At 61.9% G+C, this 20182-nt stretch carries 22 protein-coding genes and 1 tRNA gene; 8 read left to right on the forward strand and 15 right to left on the reverse strand.

From position 1 onward, the window contains the following. Positions 1-98 precede the first annotated feature (98 nt). A complete protein-coding gene (locus HX830_RS20945) occupies positions 99-440 on the reverse strand; it encodes a hypothetical protein (protein ID WP_177102360.1) in 342 nt (113 codons plus the stop codon). A gap of 102 nt (positions 441-542) precedes the next feature. Further along, entirely contained in the window at positions 543-965 is a 423-nt protein-coding gene (locus HX830_RS20950) for a hypothetical protein (protein WP_177102606.1), read from the reverse strand. Between the two features lie 247 nt (positions 966-1212). Between HX830_RS20950 and HX830_RS20955 the strand changes: the two genes are divergently transcribed. Then, positions 1213-1752 (forward strand): hypothetical protein, encoded by a 540-nt coding sequence (locus HX830_RS20955; protein ID WP_177102362.1) that lies wholly within the window; start codon positions 1213-1215, stop codon positions 1750-1752. 36 nt (positions 1753-1788) lie between these two features. Here HX830_RS20955 and ptrR read toward each other — a convergent pair whose 3' ends face one another. Continuing rightward, complete coding sequence (gene ptrR / locus HX830_RS20960) at positions 1789-2667, reverse strand: putrescine utilization regulator PtrR (RefSeq protein ID WP_152737367.1); 879 nt, start codon at positions 2665-2667, stop codon at positions 1789-1791. 100 nt (positions 2668-2767) lie between these two features. Between ptrR and HX830_RS20965 the strand changes: the two genes are divergently transcribed. After that, positions 2768-4159 carry an aldehyde dehydrogenase family protein gene (locus tag HX830_RS20965; RefSeq protein WP_177102364.1) on the forward strand — a complete coding sequence of 464 codons (1392 nt, stop codon included), beginning with the start codon at positions 2768-2770 and terminating at the stop codon, positions 4157-4159. A gap of 104 nt (positions 4160-4263) precedes the next feature. Here HX830_RS20965 and HX830_RS20970 read toward each other — a convergent pair. The 9 genes from HX830_RS20970 to HX830_RS21010 all read right to left on the reverse strand — a co-directional run bounded on the left by HX830_RS20970 (position 4264) and on the right by HX830_RS21010 (position 9799). Next, positions 4264-4339, reverse strand: a tRNA-Asn gene (locus HX830_RS20970). Between the two features lie 73 nt (positions 4340-4412). Next, on the reverse strand, positions 4413-5720 hold the full coding sequence (locus HX830_RS20975; RefSeq protein ID WP_177102366.1) for an MFS transporter: 1308 nt from the start codon (positions 5718-5720) through the stop codon (positions 4413-4415). A 64-nt stretch (positions 5721-5784) separates the two neighbouring features. Then, complete coding sequence (locus HX830_RS20980) at positions 5785-6066, reverse strand: metal-sensing transcriptional repressor (RefSeq protein ID WP_177102375.1); 282 nt, start codon at positions 6064-6066, stop codon at positions 5785-5787. Between the two features lie 98 nt (positions 6067-6164). Further along, positions 6165-6911, reverse strand: coding sequence for an HvfC/BufC N-terminal domain-containing protein (locus tag HX830_RS20985; RefSeq protein WP_177102377.1), 747 nt, complete (start codon positions 6909-6911; stop codon positions 6165-6167). Next, positions 6908-7753: an MNIO family bufferin maturase gene (gene bufB, locus HX830_RS20990; protein WP_177102379.1), complete on the reverse strand. Its 846-nt coding sequence runs from the start codon at positions 7751-7753 to the stop codon at positions 6908-6910. Before bufB ends, HX830_RS20985 begins: the two co-directional genes overlap by 4 nt. A 193-nt stretch (positions 7754-7946) precedes the next feature. Beyond that, positions 7947-8213, reverse strand: a complete 267-nt coding sequence (gene bufA2 / locus HX830_RS20995) for a BufA2 family periplasmic bufferin-type metallophore (RefSeq protein ID WP_103494194.1) — start codon at positions 8211-8213, stop codon at positions 7947-7949. Between the two features lie 58 nt (positions 8214-8271). After that, on the reverse strand, positions 8272-9036 hold the full coding sequence (locus HX830_RS21000) for an alpha/beta fold hydrolase (RefSeq protein WP_177102381.1): 765 nt from the start codon (positions 9034-9036) through the stop codon (positions 8272-8274). 56 nt (positions 9037-9092) lie between these two features. Further along, a complete protein-coding gene (locus tag HX830_RS21005; RefSeq protein WP_177102383.1) occupies positions 9093-9530 on the reverse strand; it encodes a DoxX family protein in 438 nt (145 codons plus the stop codon). After that, a complete protein-coding gene (locus tag HX830_RS21010) occupies positions 9527-9799 on the reverse strand; it encodes a BufA1 family periplasmic bufferin-type metallophore (RefSeq protein WP_177102385.1) in 273 nt (90 codons plus the stop codon). The genes HX830_RS21005 and HX830_RS21010 overlap by 4 nt, the downstream gene beginning before the upstream one ends. Before the next feature lie 311 nt (positions 9800-10110). Here HX830_RS21010 and HX830_RS21015 point away from each other — a divergent pair, with 311 nt between their 5' ends. Genes HX830_RS21015 through HX830_RS21030 form a run of 4 tightly spaced genes read left to right on the forward strand, consistent with a single transcriptional unit; the run spans position 10111 to position 13143 of the window. Further along, entirely contained in the window at positions 10111-11334 is a 1224-nt protein-coding gene (locus HX830_RS21015; protein WP_218171358.1) for a SpoIIE family protein phosphatase, read from the forward strand. Then, the gene (locus tag HX830_RS21020) at positions 11327-11896 is read left to right on the forward strand and encodes a SiaB family protein kinase (protein WP_103494199.1); all 570 of its coding nucleotides are present in this window, start codon (positions 11327-11329) and stop codon (positions 11894-11896) included. Before HX830_RS21015 ends, HX830_RS21020 begins: the two co-directional genes overlap by 8 nt. Positions 11897-11915: 19 nt before the next feature. Beyond that, on the forward strand, positions 11916-12305 hold the full coding sequence (locus tag HX830_RS21025; RefSeq protein WP_100942705.1) for a DUF1987 domain-containing protein: 390 nt from the start codon (positions 11916-11918) through the stop codon (positions 12303-12305). Between the two features lie 22 nt (positions 12306-12327). Further along, on the forward strand, positions 12328-13143 hold the full coding sequence (locus HX830_RS21030) for a GGDEF domain-containing protein (protein ID WP_103494200.1): 816 nt from the start codon (positions 12328-12330) through the stop codon (positions 13141-13143). Here the strand turns inward: HX830_RS21030 and HX830_RS21035 are convergent, their stop codons facing one another. Next, positions 13144-14472, reverse strand: a complete 1329-nt coding sequence (locus tag HX830_RS21035; RefSeq protein WP_177102389.1) for an OprD family porin — start codon at positions 14470-14472, stop codon at positions 13144-13146. It abuts the gene before it with no gap. A 345-nt stretch (positions 14473-14817) separates the two neighbouring features. Beyond that, on the reverse strand, positions 14818-16014 hold the full coding sequence (locus tag HX830_RS21040; protein WP_177102392.1) for an amino acid aminotransferase: 1197 nt from the start codon (positions 16012-16014) through the stop codon (positions 14818-14820). Positions 16015-16339: 325 nt separating this feature from the next. On the opposite strand from HX830_RS21040, the gene uvrB reads away from it, so the two are divergent. Further along, positions 16340-18355, forward strand: a complete 2016-nt coding sequence (gene uvrB, locus HX830_RS21045) for an excinuclease ABC subunit UvrB (protein WP_103494202.1) — start codon at positions 16340-16342, stop codon at positions 18353-18355. Between the two features lie 122 nt (positions 18356-18477). On the opposite strand, the gene HX830_RS21050 is transcribed toward uvrB, so the two are convergent. Then, positions 18478-19287, reverse strand: coding sequence for a sulfite exporter TauE/SafE family protein (locus HX830_RS21050; RefSeq protein WP_177102394.1), 810 nt, complete (start codon positions 19285-19287; stop codon positions 18478-18480). 110 nt (positions 19288-19397) lie between these two features. Between HX830_RS21050 and HX830_RS21055 the strand changes: the two genes are divergently transcribed. Beyond that, positions 19398-20174, forward strand: a complete 777-nt coding sequence (locus tag HX830_RS21055; protein WP_103497872.1) for an AraC family transcriptional regulator — start codon at positions 19398-19400, stop codon at positions 20172-20174. Positions 20175-20182 lie beyond the last annotated feature (8 nt).

Consider the following 20182-nt stretch of genomic DNA (forward strand, 5'->3'; position numbering starts at 1 on the left):
TTCATCTCCAATGCAGGATCGACGCGTCCGCTGCAAATAGCGGTCGCGATGGCCCCTACGCCGCTTTGTGCAGGCGTGCGGGGATTCGGATCAAGGCATCAGAGGTAACGCGGAGGGCGCCACAGATCGGCCGGCGCCGACTGGAGCACGGCGGGCGCCTGCAGGGTAAGCGGGAGCGGCGGAACAGGGGTAAAGGTGCTGATCGTCAGGACCTGGACCAGCCCACCGATCTTGCACTCCTCGCCGGATTTGCAGGGCGACTTGGACGCGGCACCATGCTCCATATCATTACAGCAGGGGGCGCCGGTCATTTTCGACCCGGTGTGGTTCATCAACGGCATCGGGCAAGGTTCAGCAAAAGACGCGGCCGCGGCCACGCTGCCGAAGATCGGCAGCATCAGGCTGAGCACCAGGGTCAAGATCAGCTGAAACCTGAACATCGAGGACACCAATGAATAAGGGTTGCGGGAAGAGATACGCTACTTGAACGGTTGCAGGTTAAGTGAGCATTAATCTTCGTGCCGGCGGCGCTTGCCTATGGGTTACTCGGCAACCGCCTGCAACACCCATCCACCTTCCTGCTCCACGATCAGGCCACAGGCCAGCAGCAGCGGGCGCAACCGAACGTGCAACTCTGGCTTCACGAACTCATGCACCTTGGACAAGTCCAGTACACCTGGAACCTCGAGTTCGCTCTTGAAGAACGACAGCCAGGCCTTCTTCAACACCAGAAGAACCTCGCTTGGGGTGGTCCTGGCGAACTGGCGGTTGACCACCTTGCCCAGTTCGAAGCTGTGCTGGAAGGCATAGCCGGTTTCCACACCCGCTGCTTCCACACAGCGCAGGCATTTGCACGGCCCGTCGGCAAACGCCTGGAGCAGGAAGGCATTGAAGTCCGTCACGGGCTTGAGGGAGAGTCGCTTGTCCGTCTGAAACAAATCGTCCTGCAGTACCATTTCTTCCATCATCGTGCCCTTCCTTAACCATAACTGCCCGCGCCCGTTTGGAGCGACGGGTAAAAAGTCGCGAAGTTAATCCCTTGACTGCCTGATGTCAAAGCAGCGGGCAACCGCCGGTCCAGAGCTTCGCCGCCAGCCCAATCGAGGCAAGCCTGGACATTCTGGATATTTCAGCCAAGCTCCAGAGCGTTTTTTGCAGCGGCCACCGAGATCCTGTTCGGGCGAAGGCCAACCGCGTACCCAGGAGCCGTCCATGAGTATTACCTTGCTCAACCAGACTCGATACCCTGCTATTTACCTCGTCCTAAAAGACCAAAAGGTCATTGTGGGGCAACTCGACGTCAACCCGCACGCCCAGGCGATCATTCCGGTGGACGACATCTATGAAGTTAGCGCCACCACCCTGATCGATGGCAACACCTACACTTCTGCTCCGATGACAGCTTCAGGCAGCATGGGGTTTCTGGCGCAAGTGCTGCAATCGCCCTCTCAAGAGGCTTATGACTTCGACATGGTCATGTTTCAAAACGTCGCCCCCAATCAACTGGCCTTTCAGAAAACCTGCCTCAACCCAGTGACCTTCACCATCGGCAAGAATGGCAAACCTCTGCAAAACATCGTAGTGACCAGTAGCTTCCAGCCCCAGACGCTGGACATCAGCAACACCTTCTCGATCCATGCAGTGATCAACGGTGTCACCACCGACGAGGTGACGACCACCAACCCCAAGGCGACCGTCACCGCCGTCAACGACACGGGCTTCGCCGGCTATTACTTACTGGAGGTCAGCTAAGCCGCCAGCAGCAACTTTCCCAACCTACCCTGGGGCTCAGGCCTCCTCGCGGACCACACCCTGCTCCTCGAGCAGGCGCACGAACATGCTCAAGCTTTGCGACACCGTGCCACGGCGCCACACCAGCCAGGTTCGCAGATAACGCATGGACTCGGTCAACGGCCAGACACTCACGGTGCTGCAGCCCGGCATGCTTTCCAGCATGCTGCGGGGCATCAGCGCCAGGCCGGCCCCGGCGCTCACGCAGGCGAGCATGCCGTGGTAGGACTCCATCTCATGGATCTTGCCGGGCACCGCGCCGTCCTTGGTAAACCAGCTTTCGAAATGGTGCCGGTAGGAACAGTTGGCGCGAAAGGCATAAATGCTCTCGCCGTTGACCTCGCGCGCACGCCGGACAGGCCCATGCTGCAGCGGCGCGATCAGCACCATCTCTTCCTCGAACGCAGGCACACCCTCCAGCGCCGGATGCAACACCGGCCCATCGACAAACGCCGCCGCCAGGCGCCCGGACAACACGCCATCGATCATGGTCCCGGACGGGCCGGTGGACAGGTCCAGGTCAACCTTGGCATAGCGCTGGTTATAGGCCGCCAGCAGTTGCGGAATACGCACCGCCGCCGTGCTCTCCAGCGAGCCCAGGGCAAAGGCGCCTTGTGGTTCCTCGCCGGCCACGGTGGCCCGCGCCTCGCCGACCAGGTCGAGGATGCGCCGGGCATAGTCGAGGAAACTCCAGCCCGCCGGTGACAGCCGCAGGCGACTCTTCTCGCGGATAAACAGATCCACCCCCAGATCCTGCTCCAACTGCTTGATCCGCGTGGTCAGGTTCGACGGCACCCGATGGATCTGCTGGGCGGCCGCACTGATGCTGCCGTGCTCGGCAACGGCTTTGAAAATCTCCAACTGGACCAGATCCAAGTCATTCTCCAATCGTGAACGATATGCTCACCATTATTCAGTTTCCAGAAAACTAACGCCACCGTAATCTGAGGCCATACCCACACAGCAGGACGGTGCCATGTCTTCGATTTCCAGCCTCACCCATGCCCTGTCGATCAACCCCGCCAACGGTGAACAGATCGGCCACTACCCTTTCGAATCCGATTCGGCCCTGGATGCCGCCCTGTCCCGGGCCGCGGCCGGGTTTTCGCTCTGGCGCCGTACCGCGCTGGAACAACGCTCACAGGCGTTGCTCGCCCTGGCCCAGGCGCTGCGTGATAACGCCACGAAGATGGCCGAGATGATCACCCTGGAAATGGGCAAGCCCATCGCCCAGGCCCGCGGTGAAATTGAAAAATGTGCGCAGCTGTGCGTGTGGTACGCGGAAAACGGCCCGGCCATGCTCAGTGCCGAAGCGACCCAGGTGGAAGGCGGCAAGGCCCGTATCGAGTATCGCCCGCTGGGTCCGATCCTCGCCGTGATGCCATGGAACTTCCCAATCTGGCAGGTACTGCGCGGTGCAGTGCCGACGCTGCTGGCCGGTAATACCTTCGTGCTCAAGCATGCGCCCAACGTCATGGGCAGCGCCTACCTGCTGCTGGATGCCATCAAGCGCGCCGGTTTCCCCGAAGGCGTCTTCGAAGTCGTCAATGTCACCCCGGAGGGCGTTTCCCGGGCCATCGCCGACCCACGTATTGCGGCGGTCACTCTCACCGGCAGCGTACGCGCTGGCATGGCCATCGGCGCCCAGGCCGGTGCGGCCTTGAAGAAATGCTTGTTGGAACTGGGCGGTTCGGACCCCTTTATCGTGCTCAATGACGCCGACCTCGACGAAGCGGTCAAGGCCGCCGTGATCGGTCGTTACCAGAACACCGGGCAAGTCTGCGCGGCTGCCAAACGCTTGATTATCGAGCAAGGCGTAGTCGCAGCCTTCACCGAGAAGTTCGTCGAGGCCACCCGTCGCCTGGTGGTCGGCGACCCGCTGGCAACCGAGACCTATATCGGTCCCATGGCCCGCTTCGATCTGCGTGACGAGCTGGATCAACAGGTCCAGGACACCCTGGCGCAAGGCGCGACCCTATTGCTCGGCGGCAAGAAGGCCAACGGCTCCGGCAATTTCTACGAGCCCACGGTATTGGCCGATGTCACCGACCAGATGACCTCGTTCAAACAGGAGTTGTTCGGCCCGGTGGCGTCCATCATTACCGCGCGGGATGCCGAGCATGCGCTGGCGCTGGCCAATGACAGCGAGTTCGGACTGACGGCAACCGTCTACACCGCGGATCTGGAGCTGGCCCGCAAGTTCGCTGGCGAGTTGGAAACCGGCGGCGTGTTCATCAATGGCTATAGCGCCAGCGACCCTCGGGTCAGCTTCGGCGGCGTGAAGAAAAGCGGTTTTGGTCGTGAACTGTCGCACTTCGGAGTCCGCGAATTCTGCAATGCGCAGACGGTTTGGCTGGATCGCCGCTGAAGGTATTGCCCGGCCCCGGGGGCACCCGCCTCCGGGTCTATAGACGACAGGGCTGAAAAAAACGCAAAAAAAAAGCCTGCATCGCTGCAGGCTTTTCTTCTATCTGGCTCCACAACCTGGACTCGAACCAGGGACCCAGTGATTAACAGTCACTTGCTCTACCAACTGAGCTATTGCGGAATGCCGTGTATGTTACTGATATAAAAAGAGAAGTCAACCCCTGCCGGATCGGCAACAGGCCGCTGCCCGCCCGTCACACCGGCCAGCGACGATGCTCGTCGTCAATAATATAGGCGTGTTCGTGGATTTTACCGCCGGCGTCCTGCAGGTGCGGGTGATCCAATGGCAGGTCATCATGGCTATGCCTGAGCGCGGCCTGCTCGTGGGCTGGTCGCCAGATCGCCAGGCAGACCAGCACCGCCATGGCAGCAAGCAGGCTCAAGACCATGAACGAAGCACCGAGACCAACCTGCGCGCCCAACCAGCCGGCAAGCGGATAGGTGATCAGCCAGCAGGCATGGGACAGCGCAAACTGTGCCGCGAACAATGCCGGACGGTCTTCTACGTGGGACGAGCGACGCAATAGCCTCCCGCCGGGAGTCTGCGCCAGGGAATAACCGACTCCGAGCAGGAACCACAGCGGCAACAGCGCACTGTAGGAAGCCAGCGTCGCGCCGATGCCCAGGCCGGTCACCAGCAACCCGGCGCCCAGCAGCATCACCGTGCGGTCCGCCACGCGGCTCAACAGACGCGGCAACGCCAGGGCGGTGAGCATCGACCCCGCGCCAAAGGCCGCCAGGGCAAAGGCAGTAAAACGCTGCGGCAGGGAAAAATGCGCCTGCACCAACACCACGGTATTGACGATCACCATGGCGCTGGCGGCGGCCACCGCCAGGTTCAGGGCCAGCAGCCCGCGCAAACGCGGGGTCGCCAGGAACAGCCGCACGCCACGGGTGGTGCGCTCATAAATGCTGCGCCGCACGCCTCTCCTGGCCTTGGGCAGCACCACCGAGCCGACCAGCATGGCCGAAGCAAAAAAACCCAGCGCGGTGCCGCCGAACAGGCCATGGAAACTGATCACGCCGAGGAGCGCGGCGGCAAGCATCGGGCTGACCAGGCTTTCCAGGTCGTAGGCCAGCCGCGCCAATGACAGAGCGCGGGTGTATTGCTCCTCGTCGGGAAGAATGTCGGGAATGGTCGCCTGGAACGTCGGGGTAAACGCTGCCGAGGCCGATTGCAGCACGAAGATCAGCACATAGATCTGCCAGATCTCGCTGACAAAGGGCAAGGCCAGCGCCACCAGGGCCCGAATCAGATCCAGTGCCACCAGCATTGCCCGGCGCGGCAGGCGTTCGGCAAAGGCAGCAGCCACGGGGGCGACGCCGATATAGGCGCTCATCTTGATCGCCAGGGCGGTGCCCAGCACGACCCCGGCCTGGGCACCGGCCAGGTCGTAGGCCAGCAAGCCAAGGGCAACCGTGGCCAGGCCAGTCCCCACCAGCGCGATGATCTGAGCGAGAAACAGATGCCGATAGGTAGTGTTTTTCAGGATATCCAGCATGGCGATGCTCCGACGTGTCCGGGCCCTTCAACCCCGTGCAGCGGGGATGAACACCCACCCCCGTCTACAGGTATTTGGTGATCTGCTTGAACGCTTCCAGCGGTGCCCGTTCGGTGGCGGTCATCGCCCCGACGGTGTCTTCAAGGCAGTGGTCGATATGGTCCTGGATCAGCGTGCGCTTGGCCTGGCATACGGCCTTTTCCACCGCATGGAGTTGCTGGGCCACGTCCACGCAGGGCCGCCCCGTTTCGATCATGCCGATGATGCTGCGCAGGTGCCCTTCGGCACGCTTGAGCCGTTTGATGATCGCCTCGTGTGTCTGATGCACGTGCAAGGATTCGCTCATGGCGCCGGTTTCCGAATGAATGTGCTTTTATCCTATCCCCCCCCATAGGATACAGTCAATCGGACAGGCGCCCGGTTTTCGAGCGGCGTCGGGCGAGATCAGTCGACGCCGACAATCAGCTCGCCGGCCAACCAACTGGCGAGTAGCGATCCGGCCTTGGCAATACCGGCGGTTTCGCCAAGGCGTTCAACGAGCCATTCGCACAACCCGGAAAAACTGCCGTTCTCCTGCAAGCGCAACAGCGCCTGGTGTTCCAGTGCCTCGACAGGTCGCAGGCGCACCACCCTCTGCCGACGCCAGACCAGCAGGCCCGCCGTCTCAGCCAAGCGCTCGGGCGCGGGTAGCGGCAGCCCTTCGCTGAGGGCCGACCAGATCGGCTCGGCGTTGCTGGCCAGGGCACCAGTTCTGAGGGACGCTGTAAATCTCAGGCAGGCCGTCTCCCAATCCATGCTCGCCAGCACAGCCATGGGCAGCGGCTCGGCATCGGCGGCCACGAACGACTCATCGAGTGCCCGCTCGATCCAGGCCAGCTCGTGCACCTCGGGGCTGTCGGGAAACAACGTCGCCAGGGTCGCGGCGAATCCTTGCGGGTAGGCATCCAGGGTCCAGGCATGGGGCGGATGCTGATCGATATGGGTGACGGCGGCGGTAAAAAAAGCCTCGGCGCCGATCCATGTACGGACCTGGGGAAAAGCCTCCTCAAGGCATCCCAGCAACTGCGCGCGGTAGTTGTTCTGGTAGACGGACAATCCGGCCTGCGCCGTAGCGCCAAGATTGGCGGCCGCTTGCGCCGAGGCGCTGACCAGAGAGTTGCGCAGCTCACGCTGCCATTGCGCCAGGTTCATGCGCCACTCCGCGAGCAGGCCCGCCCATCGAGGCCGCCGAGGGTCCGGGCTATCGTCAGTTCCTTGAGCAGGTCGGCCAGCGGCGGGATCCGGTCATCGCGCTCGATCATTGTCGCCAACGGGCCGAAGCGGGCCATCGCCAGGGTGTATAACGCCCAGACCTCGGCACAGACCGGGCTGTCATGGGTATCGATCAGCAGCTCCTTGCCCTGGCTGTGGCCGGCCAGGTGGATCTGCCTTACCCGGTCGGCCGGCAGGCCATCGAGAAACGCCAGGGCATCAAAGTGGTGGTTGCTTGCACTGACGAAGAGATTGTTGACGTCGAGCAGCAGCTCGCAGCCGGTGCGCCTGGACATGGCAGCAATAAATTCCCACTCGGTCATCGAAGCGCCGTCGAAGGCCAGGTAGCTGGAGGGGTTTTCAAAGAGCAGGGGGCGACCCAGGACATCCTGGGCGCGGGAAATATTCGCGCAGACCAGATCCAGCGCCTCATCGGTATAAGGCACGGGCAACAGGTCATGGGAATTGAAGTGATCGATGCGCGACCAGCTCAGGTGGTCGGAGACGAACAGGGGTTCGATCTCGTCGACCAGTGCCTTCAAGCGATGCAGGTAGGCGGAGTCGAGCCCGTCCGCCGAGCCGACGGACATCGAGACACCGTGCAGCGCGACCGGATAACGCTCGCGGATCTGGCGCAGGATATGCCGCGGTTGACCGCCGTCGACCATGAAGTTCTCCGAAATCACCTCGACGAAGTCGACGGGAATCCGGCTCTCCAGGAAGTCCCGATAGTGCTCCTTGCGCAGGCCCAGGCCGTAGCCCGAGAAGGGGGTAGTGGACATCGCATGTACTCGGCTTGAGAGAGGAATACTGTTTTGAAAACACCGCGTAACCTGTAGGAGCAGGCGGTCCGGCGTCCCGGCTTGCCCGTGAAGCTTTGGCGTTCTCACGGGCCCTTTCGCGGGCAAGCCCTGCTCCTACAAGGATGGTGTCGAAGGCAGATTTTGCGTAGGGCACTACGTCCGTGCCCTGCCCTTACTTCGGCTCAGTCAGGGTGCCGCCGGCCTTGAGGCACTCACTCGGGGTCTTGACGATAACGCCCTGCCCCTTGCAACTGTTCAGTCCCTTGCAGTCGTTCCTGGCGGTGGCGCAGAGGCTTTCGCCCTTGCAGCTGTTGACGCCGTAGCAGCGGCCCGGCTGCTCTTTCTCGGCGGCACTGGCCGATACGGCAAAGGATGCGGACGCCAGTGCGATCAACGCGGCGGCGGTGGCAAGGCTCAAACGGGATGCGGTGCTAGCCATGATGTTTCTCCAGTTCAGTCAGGGGTACAACAGTGAAAGTTCAGGTGCCGGATGGGTGTTACTTGACGTTCAACGCGGCCTGCTCGATGACTTTCGCCACCGCCTCGGGCTGCGAGATGTACAGCGTGTGGCTGCCCTTGATCTCGGTCACCGTGGAACCGGCGCGCTTGTACATCCAGCGCTGCAGATCCGGGTTCAGGGCCTTGTCCTCAGTGGCGACAATCCCGTAGCTGGGTTTCTGGTGCCAGGCCGCGGCCCAGGTCCGCGCGCCGAAGGTCTCGGTGGTCGCCGGTACTTGCGAGGCCGCGAGGAAATCGGTGCGATTGCTGGTCTGGTCGGCGGCGAAGTCTTCGCCGAACTTCGCGCGGTCGACGAACAGGTGCCCGTCACGGGTGGCATGGATGTCGTTGTTCGGTGCCGGCATGGAGTCCAGCAACTGGGTCAGGCTTTCGCCCACTTCCGGTTGCAGCGCGGCGACATAGACCAGTGCCTTGACCTTGTCGCGATCACCGGCCATGCCGATCACCGCACCACCGGAACTGTGGCCGACCAGCACCACCGGACCGACCTGCTGGTCGAGGACCAGGCGGGTGGCGGCGATGTCTTCGTCCATATTGGTCGCCGGCTGGTGCACGACGGTGACCTTGTAGCCCTTGTGGATCAGGATGTCGTGAACGACCCGCCAGCCCGACCCGTCGACGAAGGAGCCATGGACGATGACGATGTTTTTCGCGCCAGCAGGCGGCGTCGCCTCGGCGGCGCCGGCAAACATCGGTGTCGCCAGGGCCAGTGCGGCCAGGGCCAGGATTGGAATCTTGCGCATGGTGTTTCCCCACAGGCCGCCAGGACCTGATGTGATGGTGGATGATGGGTGGTGCGTTAGCGGCGTTGGCGCTGCAGCAGCGCATCGAGCGACCAGTGACCACCGCCATAAGCGATCAGTGGCAACAGCAGGCCTACCCAGGTCAGGTGCGTCGGCCAGGCATCGGGATAAACGAAGATCTCGATGACCAGAGTCATGCCCAGCAGTGCGGCGGCGGCCGGTCGTGTCAGCAGACCCAGCACCAGCAGGATCGGAAGCAGGTGCTCGGCATAGGTCGCCAGATGCGCCGCCAGGTCGGAAGGAATCAACGGCAACACGTACTCCGAACGAAACAGCACGTAGGTCGACGGTTTGATCGTCAACAGGCCTTGCACCTTGGTGCGCCCGGAAAGAAAGAACACTGAGGCGATCCCCAGGCGCGCCACCAGCAGCAACAGTGGCTCAGGCAGCAGGCGCCTCAGGCCGGCAGGCGCGCCGCTGTTGCCACGGTTCATGGCTGCTCCGTCAGGGAGCCGACGCCCTTGGGCGTCTTGATCTGGAGGCAGGTGCCCTTGTCCACCAGCACCCAGGCATTGCCCTGGTAGTCGGCCTCGGCGGTGCCGGCACAGGAGGTGCCTTTGCCGGCGGCACAATCGTTCTGGCCGGCCTTGGACACGCCGTAGCATTTTTCCTTGGGGCTTTCATCGGCGGCATCGGCAGCGCTGGCGAGAACCGTCAGTGAGAATGCAAGGGTGGCGGCAAGGGCCGCGTAGGGGCGCTTCATGGACATCTCCCGATCAACAATGAATGGCGCGAACCAGCAGCGTCGTGGGCTGCGTTGTTCGACCAGCAAAGTTAACCGCGAGCGTGTATCCCTTCTGTGTCGCGGACCCGGGCAGCACGTCGCGGGATGTATCCGCCGCCGGTTCGTACACAGTGTGATACATCACCTGCCGTGCAACGACCGCCATCCCGTCGCGGACTCGACTCGGCGACCAAGCGGGAGGCCGTCATATAAGCTTCATATTCCGCAGATAGCATTGTGCCTTCACCTCGCCCGGCGACCCCAGCATGCGCGCAGAAAACTTCCCCTTTATGCGTCCACAGCGGCCTAGAGATCATCGCTGCGCCGGTGACTTGTGCATTGAAGTGCCGGTGATCGACTCCAACAGCAGCAATGCCCTGGTGATGGAGACCTTCAACGCGCACAAGGAAATCGTCTGCCTGGCGGTACTCGAAGACGAGCGCCCGATCGGCCTGATCAACCGCAATATCTTCCTGTCGATGATGAGCAAGCCGTTTCACCGCGAGCTGTACGACAAGAAAAGCTGCATTGCCTTCATGGACAAGGAACCCTTGATCGTCGATGCCGGAATGAGCATTGAGGAACTGACGTTCAAGACCGTGGAATTTGGCGAAAAGACCCTGGCCGACGGTTTTATCATTACCCGCAACGGCCAATTCGCCGGACTGGGCAGTGGCCTGCAACTGATGGAAGTGGTCGCGGCCATGCAGGCCGAAAAAAATCGCCAGATCATGCAGAGCATCGAGTATGCGAGCGTTATCCAGCGCGCCATGCTGCGCGCCTCGCGGGATGCCCTGAAGTCGACCCTGGACGATGCCACCCTGCTGTGGGAACCACGGGATGTGGTCGGCGGCGACTTCTACCATTTCTGCGCCTACCCCGATGGCTGGTTCGGGGCGATTGCCGACTGCACCGGGCACGGTGTTCCCGGCGCCTTCATGACCCTGATCGCCTCCTCCTCGCTGACCCAGGCACTGGCCAAGCTCGGACCGCGTGATCCCGGCGCGCTGTTATCGGCGGTGAATAAAAGCGTCAAGGAACTGCTGGGGCAGGTCCAGGGCGTCGATGAAACCCCCGAGTCCGACGATGGCCTGGATGCCGCTTTCTTCTGGTTCGACAGCGCCAGCCAGACCCTGAGCTTTGCCGGCGCGCGCATGTCCCTCAACCTCTTGCCGCCTGATGCCCAACAACTGGAAACCCTCGCCGGTCAGCGTGTCGGCGTCGGCTACGTCGACAGTGACATCAACTACCAATGGCCGGTAAGCCAGGTGACGATCGTGCCGGACAGCCTGGTATTCATCGCCACCGACGGCCTGACCGACCAGATTGGCGGCCCGCGCAACATTGCGTTCGGCAAGAGCAAGACCTTCGACACGATACTGGAACACCGCAATCAGCCAGCGACCGTCATCTGCGAAGCCTTGCAACGCACGCTGGCCAATTGGCAAGGAGAGCAAAACCGGCGTGACGATCTCACCCTCTTCTGCGCGCGTCTTGGAAACAATCATGATTAATTCGAACACAGCCCATGCCGATTGCCACTTCTTCGACCTGGCCCAGCAACGTAATGTGATTTTCTATCATATGGGTTATTTCTCCCACACCATCATTACCGCCATGGCCGAGGTGGTGCGGCTGCAGCTGGAGATTTCAGGGGTGAACGGGCCGACACGGCGCAAACTGTTTTCCTCCTTCGTCGAATTGTCGCAAAACATCATTCACTATTCCTCCGACTCGTTGCCCACCGAGCCGCGTGAAGAGTCGTCGCTGCGCCAGGGGGCCGTGTGCATCAGCGCAGAAGGTGATCGCCACCTGATGCTCTGTGCCAACCCGATCGCCACCAGTGATGTCGACCGCCTGCGGGAAAAGCTCGAGCCCCTGCGCAACATGTCGCTGGAGGAGATCAAGCAAGCGTACAAAGTGACCTTGCGTGCGGAAACCCCTGCGGACAGCAAGGGGGCCGGCCTGGGCTTCCTGACAATGGCGCGCGATGCCTGCGCACCGTTGGAATTCGATTTCTACCCAAGAGCGGACGAGCCGGGAACCACGCTGTTCTGCCTTAAAGCCACTATCTAAGTAGAGTGACGCAATCGCCATGGATAATTTCTACATTGAAGCAACCGCCACATCACCGGAAGTCGACTTTCGTTTCGATCAGAATCTGCTGACGATAAAAGGCGAGTCCTACCCGGAAAATGCCGCCGCCTTCTATGCCCCTGTCCTCCAGCAACTGCGCACCTACCTCGCCGCCCGCGAGGACACCACCATCACCACCCATATTGCGCTGGCCTACTTCAACAGCTCCAGCACCAAGATGCTGTTCAGCATTTTCGATGCCCTGGACAAGGCCGCCCAATCGGGTAACGAGATGCAGGTGAACTGGTACCACGACGAAGAAGATGAAACCATCTTCGAATTCGGTGAAGAACTGAAGGCCGATTTTACCGCCATCATCTTCAACGACCACGCAACGACTCTCCAGTGATTCCTGGAGAAGGATGGTGAGCATGACCGCTTCAGTCACTTCCGCCGGCGCACAGGATGACGCGGCACACGACCTGTTCAGGAGCGAAACCGACGCCCTGGAACACGCCCGTTCGATTCTGGCCCTGACTGAAGCCGACGCCCCGGTGTACCAGCAAGCCCTCGGCGAGCTGACCGTGCACTTCGAGCGGCTCATGCGCGAGACGCGCCGGCTGATACGCCGCAGCGACCGTGCCGAGCGCGAAATGAACGCCCTCAATGCGCAGTTGCAAACCCTCGCCCGCCAGCTCGAATACCGTGCCACCCACGATGCACTGACCGATGTGCTGAACCGCGGCGCGGTGATTGACCTGACCGTGCAAGCGCTGCGCAAGACCGGGGCGGCGATGGTGGTGCTGGACATCGACCACTTCAAGCAAGTCAACGACGAATTCGGCCATCCGGCGGGCGATGCGGTGATTCAAGGCATCGTCGGCTGCCTGCGCCGGGCCGTGGGCAATGCGGGATTTATTGGTCGCGTGGGCGGAGAGGAATTTACCGTGCTGATTCCCGCCGGCACGCTGGAGGAAGGCCTCAGTCTTGCCGAGACCCTGCGTGACTGCATTGCCTCGCACGTCTTCGGGCAACCGGTGAACCGGCAGATCACCGCCAGTTTCGGGGTCAGTGCCAGTCCCATGGGCACCAGTTTCGACACGGCCTATGGCTTGGCGGATGCGGCCCTGTACCAGGCCAAGCGCTCGGGCAGGAATCGCGTCGAGGCAGCGCGGCCAGAAGCGGATGTCTGCCCGCTGGAACAACAGGAAGAAGAGCGCCTGAGCCCTCCTCTTCCCACCCTGTGATCAGAAGATCGAGATAGGGTAATCGGCGATCAGGCGCAATTCGTTGTTGTCGCCTTCAGGCTGATCGGCATTGGCACGGTGGAACGACTGGCGCAGGCGCAGCGCCAGGTCCTTCGCCGGACCGCTTTGCACCACGTACTTGGCCTCGACGTCGGTCTCGTGGTGCGTACCGTTGGCACCGTAGTGCAGCTGGTTGTACGCGCTGTCCGCGGCCATCTTGGTGCCGTCGATATCGTCACCGTAGATATAACGGGTCATGAAGCTCAGGCCCGGCACTCCATAAGTCAACATGTTCAGGTCATAACGCGCCTGCCAGGATTTCTCGCCCGGACCGTTGAAGTCCGAGTACTGCACGGAGTTGGCCAGCATGATCGAGTCGCCGCCGTCGCCAGGGCCGTTGGTGCCGAAGCCGACATAGTCGAACGGCGTGTCGCCATGGATCTTCTGGAACGCCAGGGTCACGGTATGCGCCGTCAGGAAGGTGTAGGCCGTGGCGAAGGAGAACGCGGTGTTGTTGATCGGACCGGCCTTGGCCGAACCTTCGTCATTGGTCTTGTACAGGTTGAAGTCGAAGTTCAGCGACTGACCCGGCGAGAGCGCCAGGGTGTAGTTGCCGTTGGTGTAGTACTGGCGCCAGACGTCTTCGAACTCGGAACCGTAGAGAGTGAAGTTGAGGTTGTCGTTGACCTTGTACTTGCCACCGAGGTAGTTGACGGCGCTGGCGGTGACGTTGGCGTAGGTGGCATACAGCGAGTGATCGTTGCTGGTGGAGACCACCCCGGTGCCACTGGTGAAATGCCCGGCTTCCAGGTCCAGGTCCTTGATCTCGCTGCTCAGCAGGTTGAAACCGGTGGCGGTTTCAGGAATCAGGCGGGTACCGCCGGCGGCGAAGACCGGCGCGGTGGGCTGCATATCGCCGTAGAGCAATTCGGTCTTGGAAATCCGCATCTTCACCGCGCCGCCGGCCTTGGCGTAATCGTCTTCGGGCTCGCCATTGCGACCCACCGGCAGGTTACCGGTACCGGCCGTGCCGGCGCCACCATCGAGCTTGATCCCCCAGTAACCGAAGGCATCCACGCCAAAACCGACGGTGCCCTGGGTGAAGCCGGAGCTGTAGTTGCCGAAGATGCCCTGGGTCCAGTCCTTCTTGTCCGCCGGACCGTTTTTCACGTCACGGTCAAAGTACTGGTTCTTCAGATGCAGGTTGAGGCTGCTGTCCTCGACGAAACCCTTGGCCTCGTCTTGATCCGTCACGGTGGTCGCCATGGCCGCCTGGGCCATGCCCAGCGAGACCGCCAGCGTCAGGAAGTTGAGTTTGGTCGACATCATTGTAATTCCCCTGGTTAATAATGTTTCACCCTCTTGTTAGTGCAAACGACGGGTACACTCCGTCCTCCGCGCGAAGGGGTGGAAACGTAAAGCGGTAAAGGGCAGAAAGTGCCCGAAGGCAAGGACAATCTTCGCATCAGCGAAGGAGGTGGCGGGTGCAGCTGTTATTGTGATTGCCAGCACCTATATATAATTTTTTGCCCATGGCCTTCATGAACACTGATTTAAGTAGCGGTGAAAATTTCTTCACCGAGTTTTAAGTTGTGGTTCATGTTGCTCCAGACAAAAAAAGGCCTGCATCGCTGCAGGCCTTTTTCATGGGGCGCCAGGGTATTACCGGCGGAGTCAGATCACCTGAACGATCGCCTTCACCACCGCTTCGATATTGCGCTGGTTCAACGACGCCACGCAGATACGGCCGGTATCCAGGGCATAGATGCCGAACTCGTTTTTCAGGCGGGCCACTTGCTCGACCGTCAGGCCGGAGTAGGAGAACATCCCGCGCTGGCGACCGACGAAGCTGAAGTCACGCTTGGCGCCGTACTGGGCCAGCAGGTCGACCATCTGCATGCGCATGCCGCGAATACGCAGGCGCATCTCCGCCAGCTCCGCTTCCCACTGGGCGCGCAGCTCAGGGTTGTTCAACACCGCCGCGACGATGATCGCACCATGGGTCGGCGGGTTGGAGTAGTTGGTGCGGATCACGCGCTTGACCTGGGACAGGACGCGGGCGGTCTCTTCTTTCGACTCACTGACGATCGACAGTGCACCAACCCGCTCGCCGTACAGCGAGAACGATTTGGAGAACGAGCTGGAGACAAAGAAGGTCAGGCCCGATTCAGCGAACAGACGCACGGCGGCGGCGTCTTCATCAATGCCATCACCAAAACCCTGGTACGCCATATCGAGGAACGGCACCAGATCCTTGGTTTTGACGACGTTCAGTACGTCCTGCCAGTCGGCCGGGGTCAGGTCGACACCGGTCGGGTTGTGACAGCAGGCGTGCAGCACGACGATGGACTTGGCCGGCAGCGCGTTGAGGTCTTCCAGCAGACCGGCACGGTTCACACCGTTGCTCGCGGCATCGTAATAACGATAATTCTGCACCGGGAAACCGGCGGTTTCGAACAGCGCGCGATGGTTTTCCCAGCTCGGGTCGCTGATGGCGACGGTAGCGTCCGGCAGCAGTTGCTTGAGGAAGTCCGCACCGATTTTCAGCGCACCGGTACCGCCCACCGCTTGGGTGGTGAGCACACGACCGGCGGCGATCAGCGGCGAATCCTGACCGAACAACAGGGTTTGCACGGCCTTGTCGTAGGCGGCAATACCGTCGATCGGCAAGTAGCCACGGGAGGCATGCTGAGCCGCGCGCTGGGTTTCGGCTTCGACAACGGCCCGCAACAGTGGAATTTTCCCACTTTCGTCACAGTAAACACCCACACCCAGATTGACCTTGTCGGTACGGGTATCGGCATTGAATGCTTCGTTGAGGCCCAGGATAGGATCGCGTGGTGCCATTTCGACAGCGGAGAACAGGCTCATTATTGCGGCGGCTCTGAATGGGGGGTGGAGGGAAGTGACAACGCTCCGGCCGATTGCACTAGAGCGGTGCACAAACGGGGAGCTAGTATAGAGGCCATCACCGGCCAGGGCGACCGACTATTGTCGGAATGTGACAAGTTTTTTGATTTATTTGCGGGACGCCCGTCCAATTGCAACAAGCTGCCCGGGTGGCGATTGCCTTGAAAGCTGTCCTCCCGGGCACCATATCCAGCATTATCATGTTTTTTCCCTACGACATCGGTCGTAAGAGGTCTTTCTCGTTTTCGCCGCGACTGTCAGGTGGGAATGAACCCAGAGGTAGGTTATGTCCGAATTCCAGCTCGTCACCCGCTTCCAGCCCGCCGGCGACCAGCCTGAAGCCATCCGTCAGATGGTCGAGGGCATCGAAGCCGGCCTGGCTCACCAGACCCTGCTCGGGGTGACCGGCTCGGGCAAGACCTTCAGCATCGCCAACGTCATCGCCCAGGTGCAACGCCCGACCCTGGTGCTGGCGCCGAACAAGACCCTGGCCGCGCAGTTGTACGGCGAGTTCAAGGCATTTTTCCCGAACAACGCCGTGGAGTATTTCGTTTCCTACTACGACTACTACCAGCCGGAAGCCTATGTGCCCTCCTCCGATACCTTTATCGAGAAGGATGCCTCGATCAACGACCATATCGAACAGATGCGCCTGTCGGCGACCAAGGCGCTGCTGGAGCGCAAGGACGCCATCATCGTCACCACGGTGTCCTGCATCTATGGCCTGGGCAGCCCGGAAACCTACCTGAAGATGGTCCTGCACGTGGACCGCGGCGACAAGCTCGACCAGCGCGCCCTGCTGCGCCGCCTGGCCGACCTGCAATACACTCGCAACGATATGGACTTCGCCCGTGCCACCTTCCGTGTGCGCGGGGATGTGATCGACGTCTATCCGGCCGAATCCGACCTGGAAGCGATCCGCATCGAGCTGTTCGACGACGAAGTGGAAAGCCTCTCGGCCTTCGATCCGCTGACCGGCGAAGTGATCCGCAAGCTGCCGCGCTTTACCTTCTATCCGAAAAGCCACTACGTGACGCCACGGGAAACCCTGCTCGGTGCCATCGACGGGATCAAGGAGGAACTCAAGGAGCGCCTGGACTACCTGCGCGACAACAACAAGCTGGTGGAAGCCCAGCGCCTGGAACAGCGCACCCGCTTCGACCTGGAAATGATCCTCGAACTGGGTTACTGCAACGGTATCGAAAACTACTCGCGCTACCTCTCCGGCCGCGCTTCCGGAGAGGCGCCGCCGACCCTCTACGACTACCTGCCGGCCGACGCGCTGCTGGTGATCGACGAATCCCACGTCAGCGTTCCGCAAGTCGGCGCCATGTACAAGGGCGACCGCTCGCGCAAGGAAACCCTGGTGGAATACGGCTTCCGCCTGCCCTCGGCGCTGGACAACCGGCCGATGCGCTTCGACGAGTGGGAAGCGGTGAGCCCGCAGACCATTTTTGTCTCCGCCACCCCCGGCAACTACGAAGCCGAACACGCCGGCCGGGTCATCGAGCAAGTGGTGCGTCCCACCGGCCTGGTGGACCCTCAGGTGGAGATCCGCCCGGCGCTGACCCAGGTCGACGACCTGCTCTCGGAAATCGCCAAACGTGTGGCCGTGGAGGAGCGCGTACTGGTCACCACCCTGACCAAGCGCATGGCCGAAGACCTTACCGACTACCTCGCCGACCATGGCGTACGGGTACGTTACCTGCACTCGGACATCGACACCGTGGAGCGCGTGGAAATCATCCGCGACCTGCGCCTGGGCACCTTCGATGTGCTGGTGGGGATCAACCTGCTGCGCGAGGGCCTGGACATGCCCGAGGTGTCGCTGGTGGCGATCCTCGATGCGGACAAGGAAGGTTTCCTGCGCTCCGAGCGCTCGCTGATCCAGACCATCGGGCGGGCGGCGCGCAACCTCAACGGCCGGGCGATCCTTTATGCGGACCGCATCACCGGCTCCATGGAGCGGGCGATCGGCGAGACCGAGCGCCGCCGCGACAAACAGATTGCCCACAACCTGGCCAATGGCATCACGCCCAAGGGCGTGTTCAAGGATGTCGCCGATATCATGGAAGGCGCCACCGTGCCCGGTTCGCGCAGCAAGAAGCGCAAGGGCATGGCCAAGGCCGCCGAGGAAAACGCCCGCTACGAAAACGAACTGCGTTCGCCGAGCGAGATCACCAAGCGTATCCGCCAGCTGGAAGAGAAGATGTACCAGTTGGCCCGCGACCTGGAGTTCGAGGCGGCGGCGCAGATGCGCGACGAGGTCGCCAAGTTGCGCGAGCGTTTGCTGACCGTCTGATCCTGAGACCGAGCACCGCCCCCTGTAGGAGCAGGGCTTGCCCGCGAAGCTTTTAGCGATCTTGCGGGCCTCTTCGCGGGCAAGCCCTGCTCCTACAGGTTCGGGGCGTATTGATGGGCGAGTCAGTTCAGTAACATCGCCAACAGCACCAGCGCCAGCAATCCGATGTAGATCCTGGCATGTAGCCGATCCGGAATGCGCCCGATCAACGGCGTCGCCAGGCGCATCCCCGCCAGCGATCCAAGGATCAGCACCGCGAACGCCAGCAGATCCACATACCCGGCAAACCAGGGCCCCAGCCCCAGTGGCCGGAACCCGGCCAGCGCCACATAAGTCAGGGTCCCGACCACCGCCACCGGCACGCTCAGTGGATTGGCCATGGCCGTAGCGAGGTTCATGCTCAAGCCGCTGCGTCGCAACAGCGGCACCGTCATGACGCTGCCACCGACACCGAGAAAAGTCGCCACGACACCGATCACCAACCCTCCGCCCACCGTGACAAAGGGCTTGAGCGGTTGCACCAACCCCGTCGCGCCCTGCTGCATAAACCCGTGCCGTGCCAGACAATCGACAATGGTCAACGCCAGATAAGCGATAAAGGCCCAACGTACCGTCCCGCTGCTGACCAAACTGGCCAGCACCGCCCCCAACACCGAACCCAGCCCGATAAACCCCGCCAGCGGCCAGATATAAGCGCGCCGCAGATTTCCGGCACGCCGGTGCTTGCCCGTGGCGATCAGGGCATTGGCGATCATCACGCAGGTCGAGGTCGCCACGGCAATCTGCATCGCCGCCGTGCTGATCGCCGGGTCCGGGCTGCCGCTCAGGGCCCAGTACAACAACGGCACCACCACAAAACCGCCACCAAAACCGAACAGCACGCTGGTCACCCCAGCCAGTCCGCCAAACAGTGCCAACAGCCCATAAAGCATCACGTCGGGTCCTTTCAGAAAGAGAGAACCCCAACCTTAAGCAGCTGACACTTGGCGCGCTTGCGCAAGTCCGTCAATACTGTTTGCGTTTCGGCCAGACAGACCCTGCCATGCGCAACACGTCCCTCGCTCAGTTCGATCACCTGCCCCAGGCCGTGATCGCCATCGGCACCGATTACCCCCACGGGCACCTGCTGGCCCGCCACCAGCACCGTCGGGCGCAATTGCTCTATGGCGCCACGGGGGTGATGCATGTGCTCACCGATGGCGGCAACTGGATCGTCCCGCCGCAACGCGCGGTGTGGATTCCTCCCGGCGTGCCCCATCAGGTGCTGATGCTCGGTGTCAGCACCCGCAGCCTGTATATCGAGCCCGATGCCGTCGGCGAGATGAGCCAAGCCTGCCAGGTACTGGAAGTCTCGGCGTTACTGCGGCAGTTGCTGATCGCCGCCGTCGACATGCCGGTGGACTACGACCCACAGGGCCGCGATGGCGCGCTGATCACCCTGTTGCTGCATGAGTTGGCCCGCGCCCACAGCCTGCCTCTGCATATCCCCCTGCCCCAGGACCCGCGCCTGCTGCCGCTGTGCCAGGCCTTCGTCGGGCAACCGGACATCCGCCAGTCCCCCCGGGCCTGGGCGGACCGCCTGCACCTGAGCCTGCGCAGCTTCGGGCGCCTGTTCCAGGACCAGACCGTCCTGAGCTTTTCCCAATGGCGACAACGGGTCTGCGTGGTCCTGGCCCTGGCCCGGTTGAGTCAAGGCGAGTCGGTCACGCGGATTGCCCTGGATTTCGGCTACCAGAGCCCGGCGGCGTTTTCGACCATGTTCCGCCGAGTTCTCGGCCGATCTCCGAGCAGTTTCCTGCAGACTTCGGATACCTTATGACGACACGT

It is taken from the genome of Pseudomonas gingeri, from assembly GCF_013385425.1.
In the GTDB taxonomy this organism is placed as follows: Bacteria; Pseudomonadota; Gammaproteobacteria; order Pseudomonadales; family Pseudomonadaceae; genus Aquipseudomonas; species Aquipseudomonas gingeri_D.

Excerpts from the sequence above, each read along its gene's own strand:
- HX830_RS20945 (WP_177102360.1), bottom strand. The coding sequence starts at position 440 with ATGTTCAGGTTTCAGCTGATCTTGACCCTGGTGCTCAGCCTGATGCTG.
- HX830_RS20950 (WP_177102606.1), bottom strand. The coding sequence starts at position 965 with ATGGAAGAAATGGTACTGCAGGACGATTTGTTTCAGACGGACAAGCGA.
- HX830_RS20955 (WP_177102362.1), top strand. The coding sequence starts at position 1,213 with ATGAGTATTACCTTGCTCAACCAGACTCGATACCCTGCTATTTACCTC.
- HX830_RS20965 (WP_177102364.1), top strand. The coding sequence starts at position 2,768 with ATGTCTTCGATTTCCAGCCTCACCCATGCCCTGTCGATCAACCCCGCC.
- HX830_RS20975 (WP_177102366.1), bottom strand. The coding sequence starts at position 5,720 with ATGCTGGATATCCTGAAAAACACTACCTATCGGCATCTGTTTCTCGCT.
- HX830_RS20980 (WP_177102375.1), bottom strand. The coding sequence starts at position 6,066 with ATGAGCGAATCCTTGCACGTGCATCAGACACACGAGGCGATCATCAAA.
- HX830_RS20985 (WP_177102377.1), bottom strand. The coding sequence starts at position 6,911 with ATGAACCTGGCGCAATGGCAGCGTGAGCTGCGCAACTCTCTGGTCAGC.
- bufB (WP_177102379.1), bottom strand. The coding sequence starts at position 7,753 with ATGTCCACTACCCCCTTCTCGGGCTACGGCCTGGGCCTGCGCAAGGAG.
- bufA2 (WP_103494194.1), bottom strand. The coding sequence starts at position 8,213 with ATGGCTAGCACCGCATCCCGTTTGAGCCTTGCCACCGCCGCCGCGTTG.
- HX830_RS21000 (WP_177102381.1), bottom strand. The coding sequence starts at position 9,036 with ATGCGCAAGATTCCAATCCTGGCCCTGGCCGCACTGGCCCTGGCGACA.
- HX830_RS21005 (WP_177102383.1), bottom strand. The coding sequence starts at position 9,530 with ATGAACCGTGGCAACAGCGGCGCGCCTGCCGGCCTGAGGCGCCTGCTG.
- HX830_RS21010 (WP_177102385.1), bottom strand. The coding sequence starts at position 9,799 with ATGAAGCGCCCCTACGCGGCCCTTGCCGCCACCCTTGCATTCTCACTG.
- HX830_RS21015 (WP_218171358.1), top strand. The coding sequence starts at position 10,111 with ATGCGTCCACAGCGGCCTAGAGATCATCGCTGCGCCGGTGACTTGTGC.
- HX830_RS21020 (WP_103494199.1), top strand. The coding sequence starts at position 11,327 with ATGATTAATTCGAACACAGCCCATGCCGATTGCCACTTCTTCGACCTG.
- HX830_RS21025 (WP_100942705.1), top strand. The coding sequence starts at position 11,916 with ATGGATAATTTCTACATTGAAGCAACCGCCACATCACCGGAAGTCGAC.
- HX830_RS21030 (WP_103494200.1), top strand. The coding sequence starts at position 12,328 with ATGACCGCTTCAGTCACTTCCGCCGGCGCACAGGATGACGCGGCACAC.
- HX830_RS21035 (WP_177102389.1), bottom strand. The coding sequence starts at position 14,472 with ATGATGTCGACCAAACTCAACTTCCTGACGCTGGCGGTCTCGCTGGGC.
- HX830_RS21040 (WP_177102392.1), bottom strand. The coding sequence starts at position 16,014 with ATGAGCCTGTTCTCCGCTGTCGAAATGGCACCACGCGATCCTATCCTG.
- uvrB (WP_103494202.1), top strand. The coding sequence starts at position 16,340 with ATGTCCGAATTCCAGCTCGTCACCCGCTTCCAGCCCGCCGGCGACCAG.
- HX830_RS21050 (WP_177102394.1), bottom strand. The coding sequence starts at position 19,287 with ATGCTTTATGGGCTGTTGGCACTGTTTGGCGGACTGGCTGGGGTGACC.
- HX830_RS21055 (WP_103497872.1), top strand. The coding sequence starts at position 19,398 with ATGCGCAACACGTCCCTCGCTCAGTTCGATCACCTGCCCCAGGCCGTG.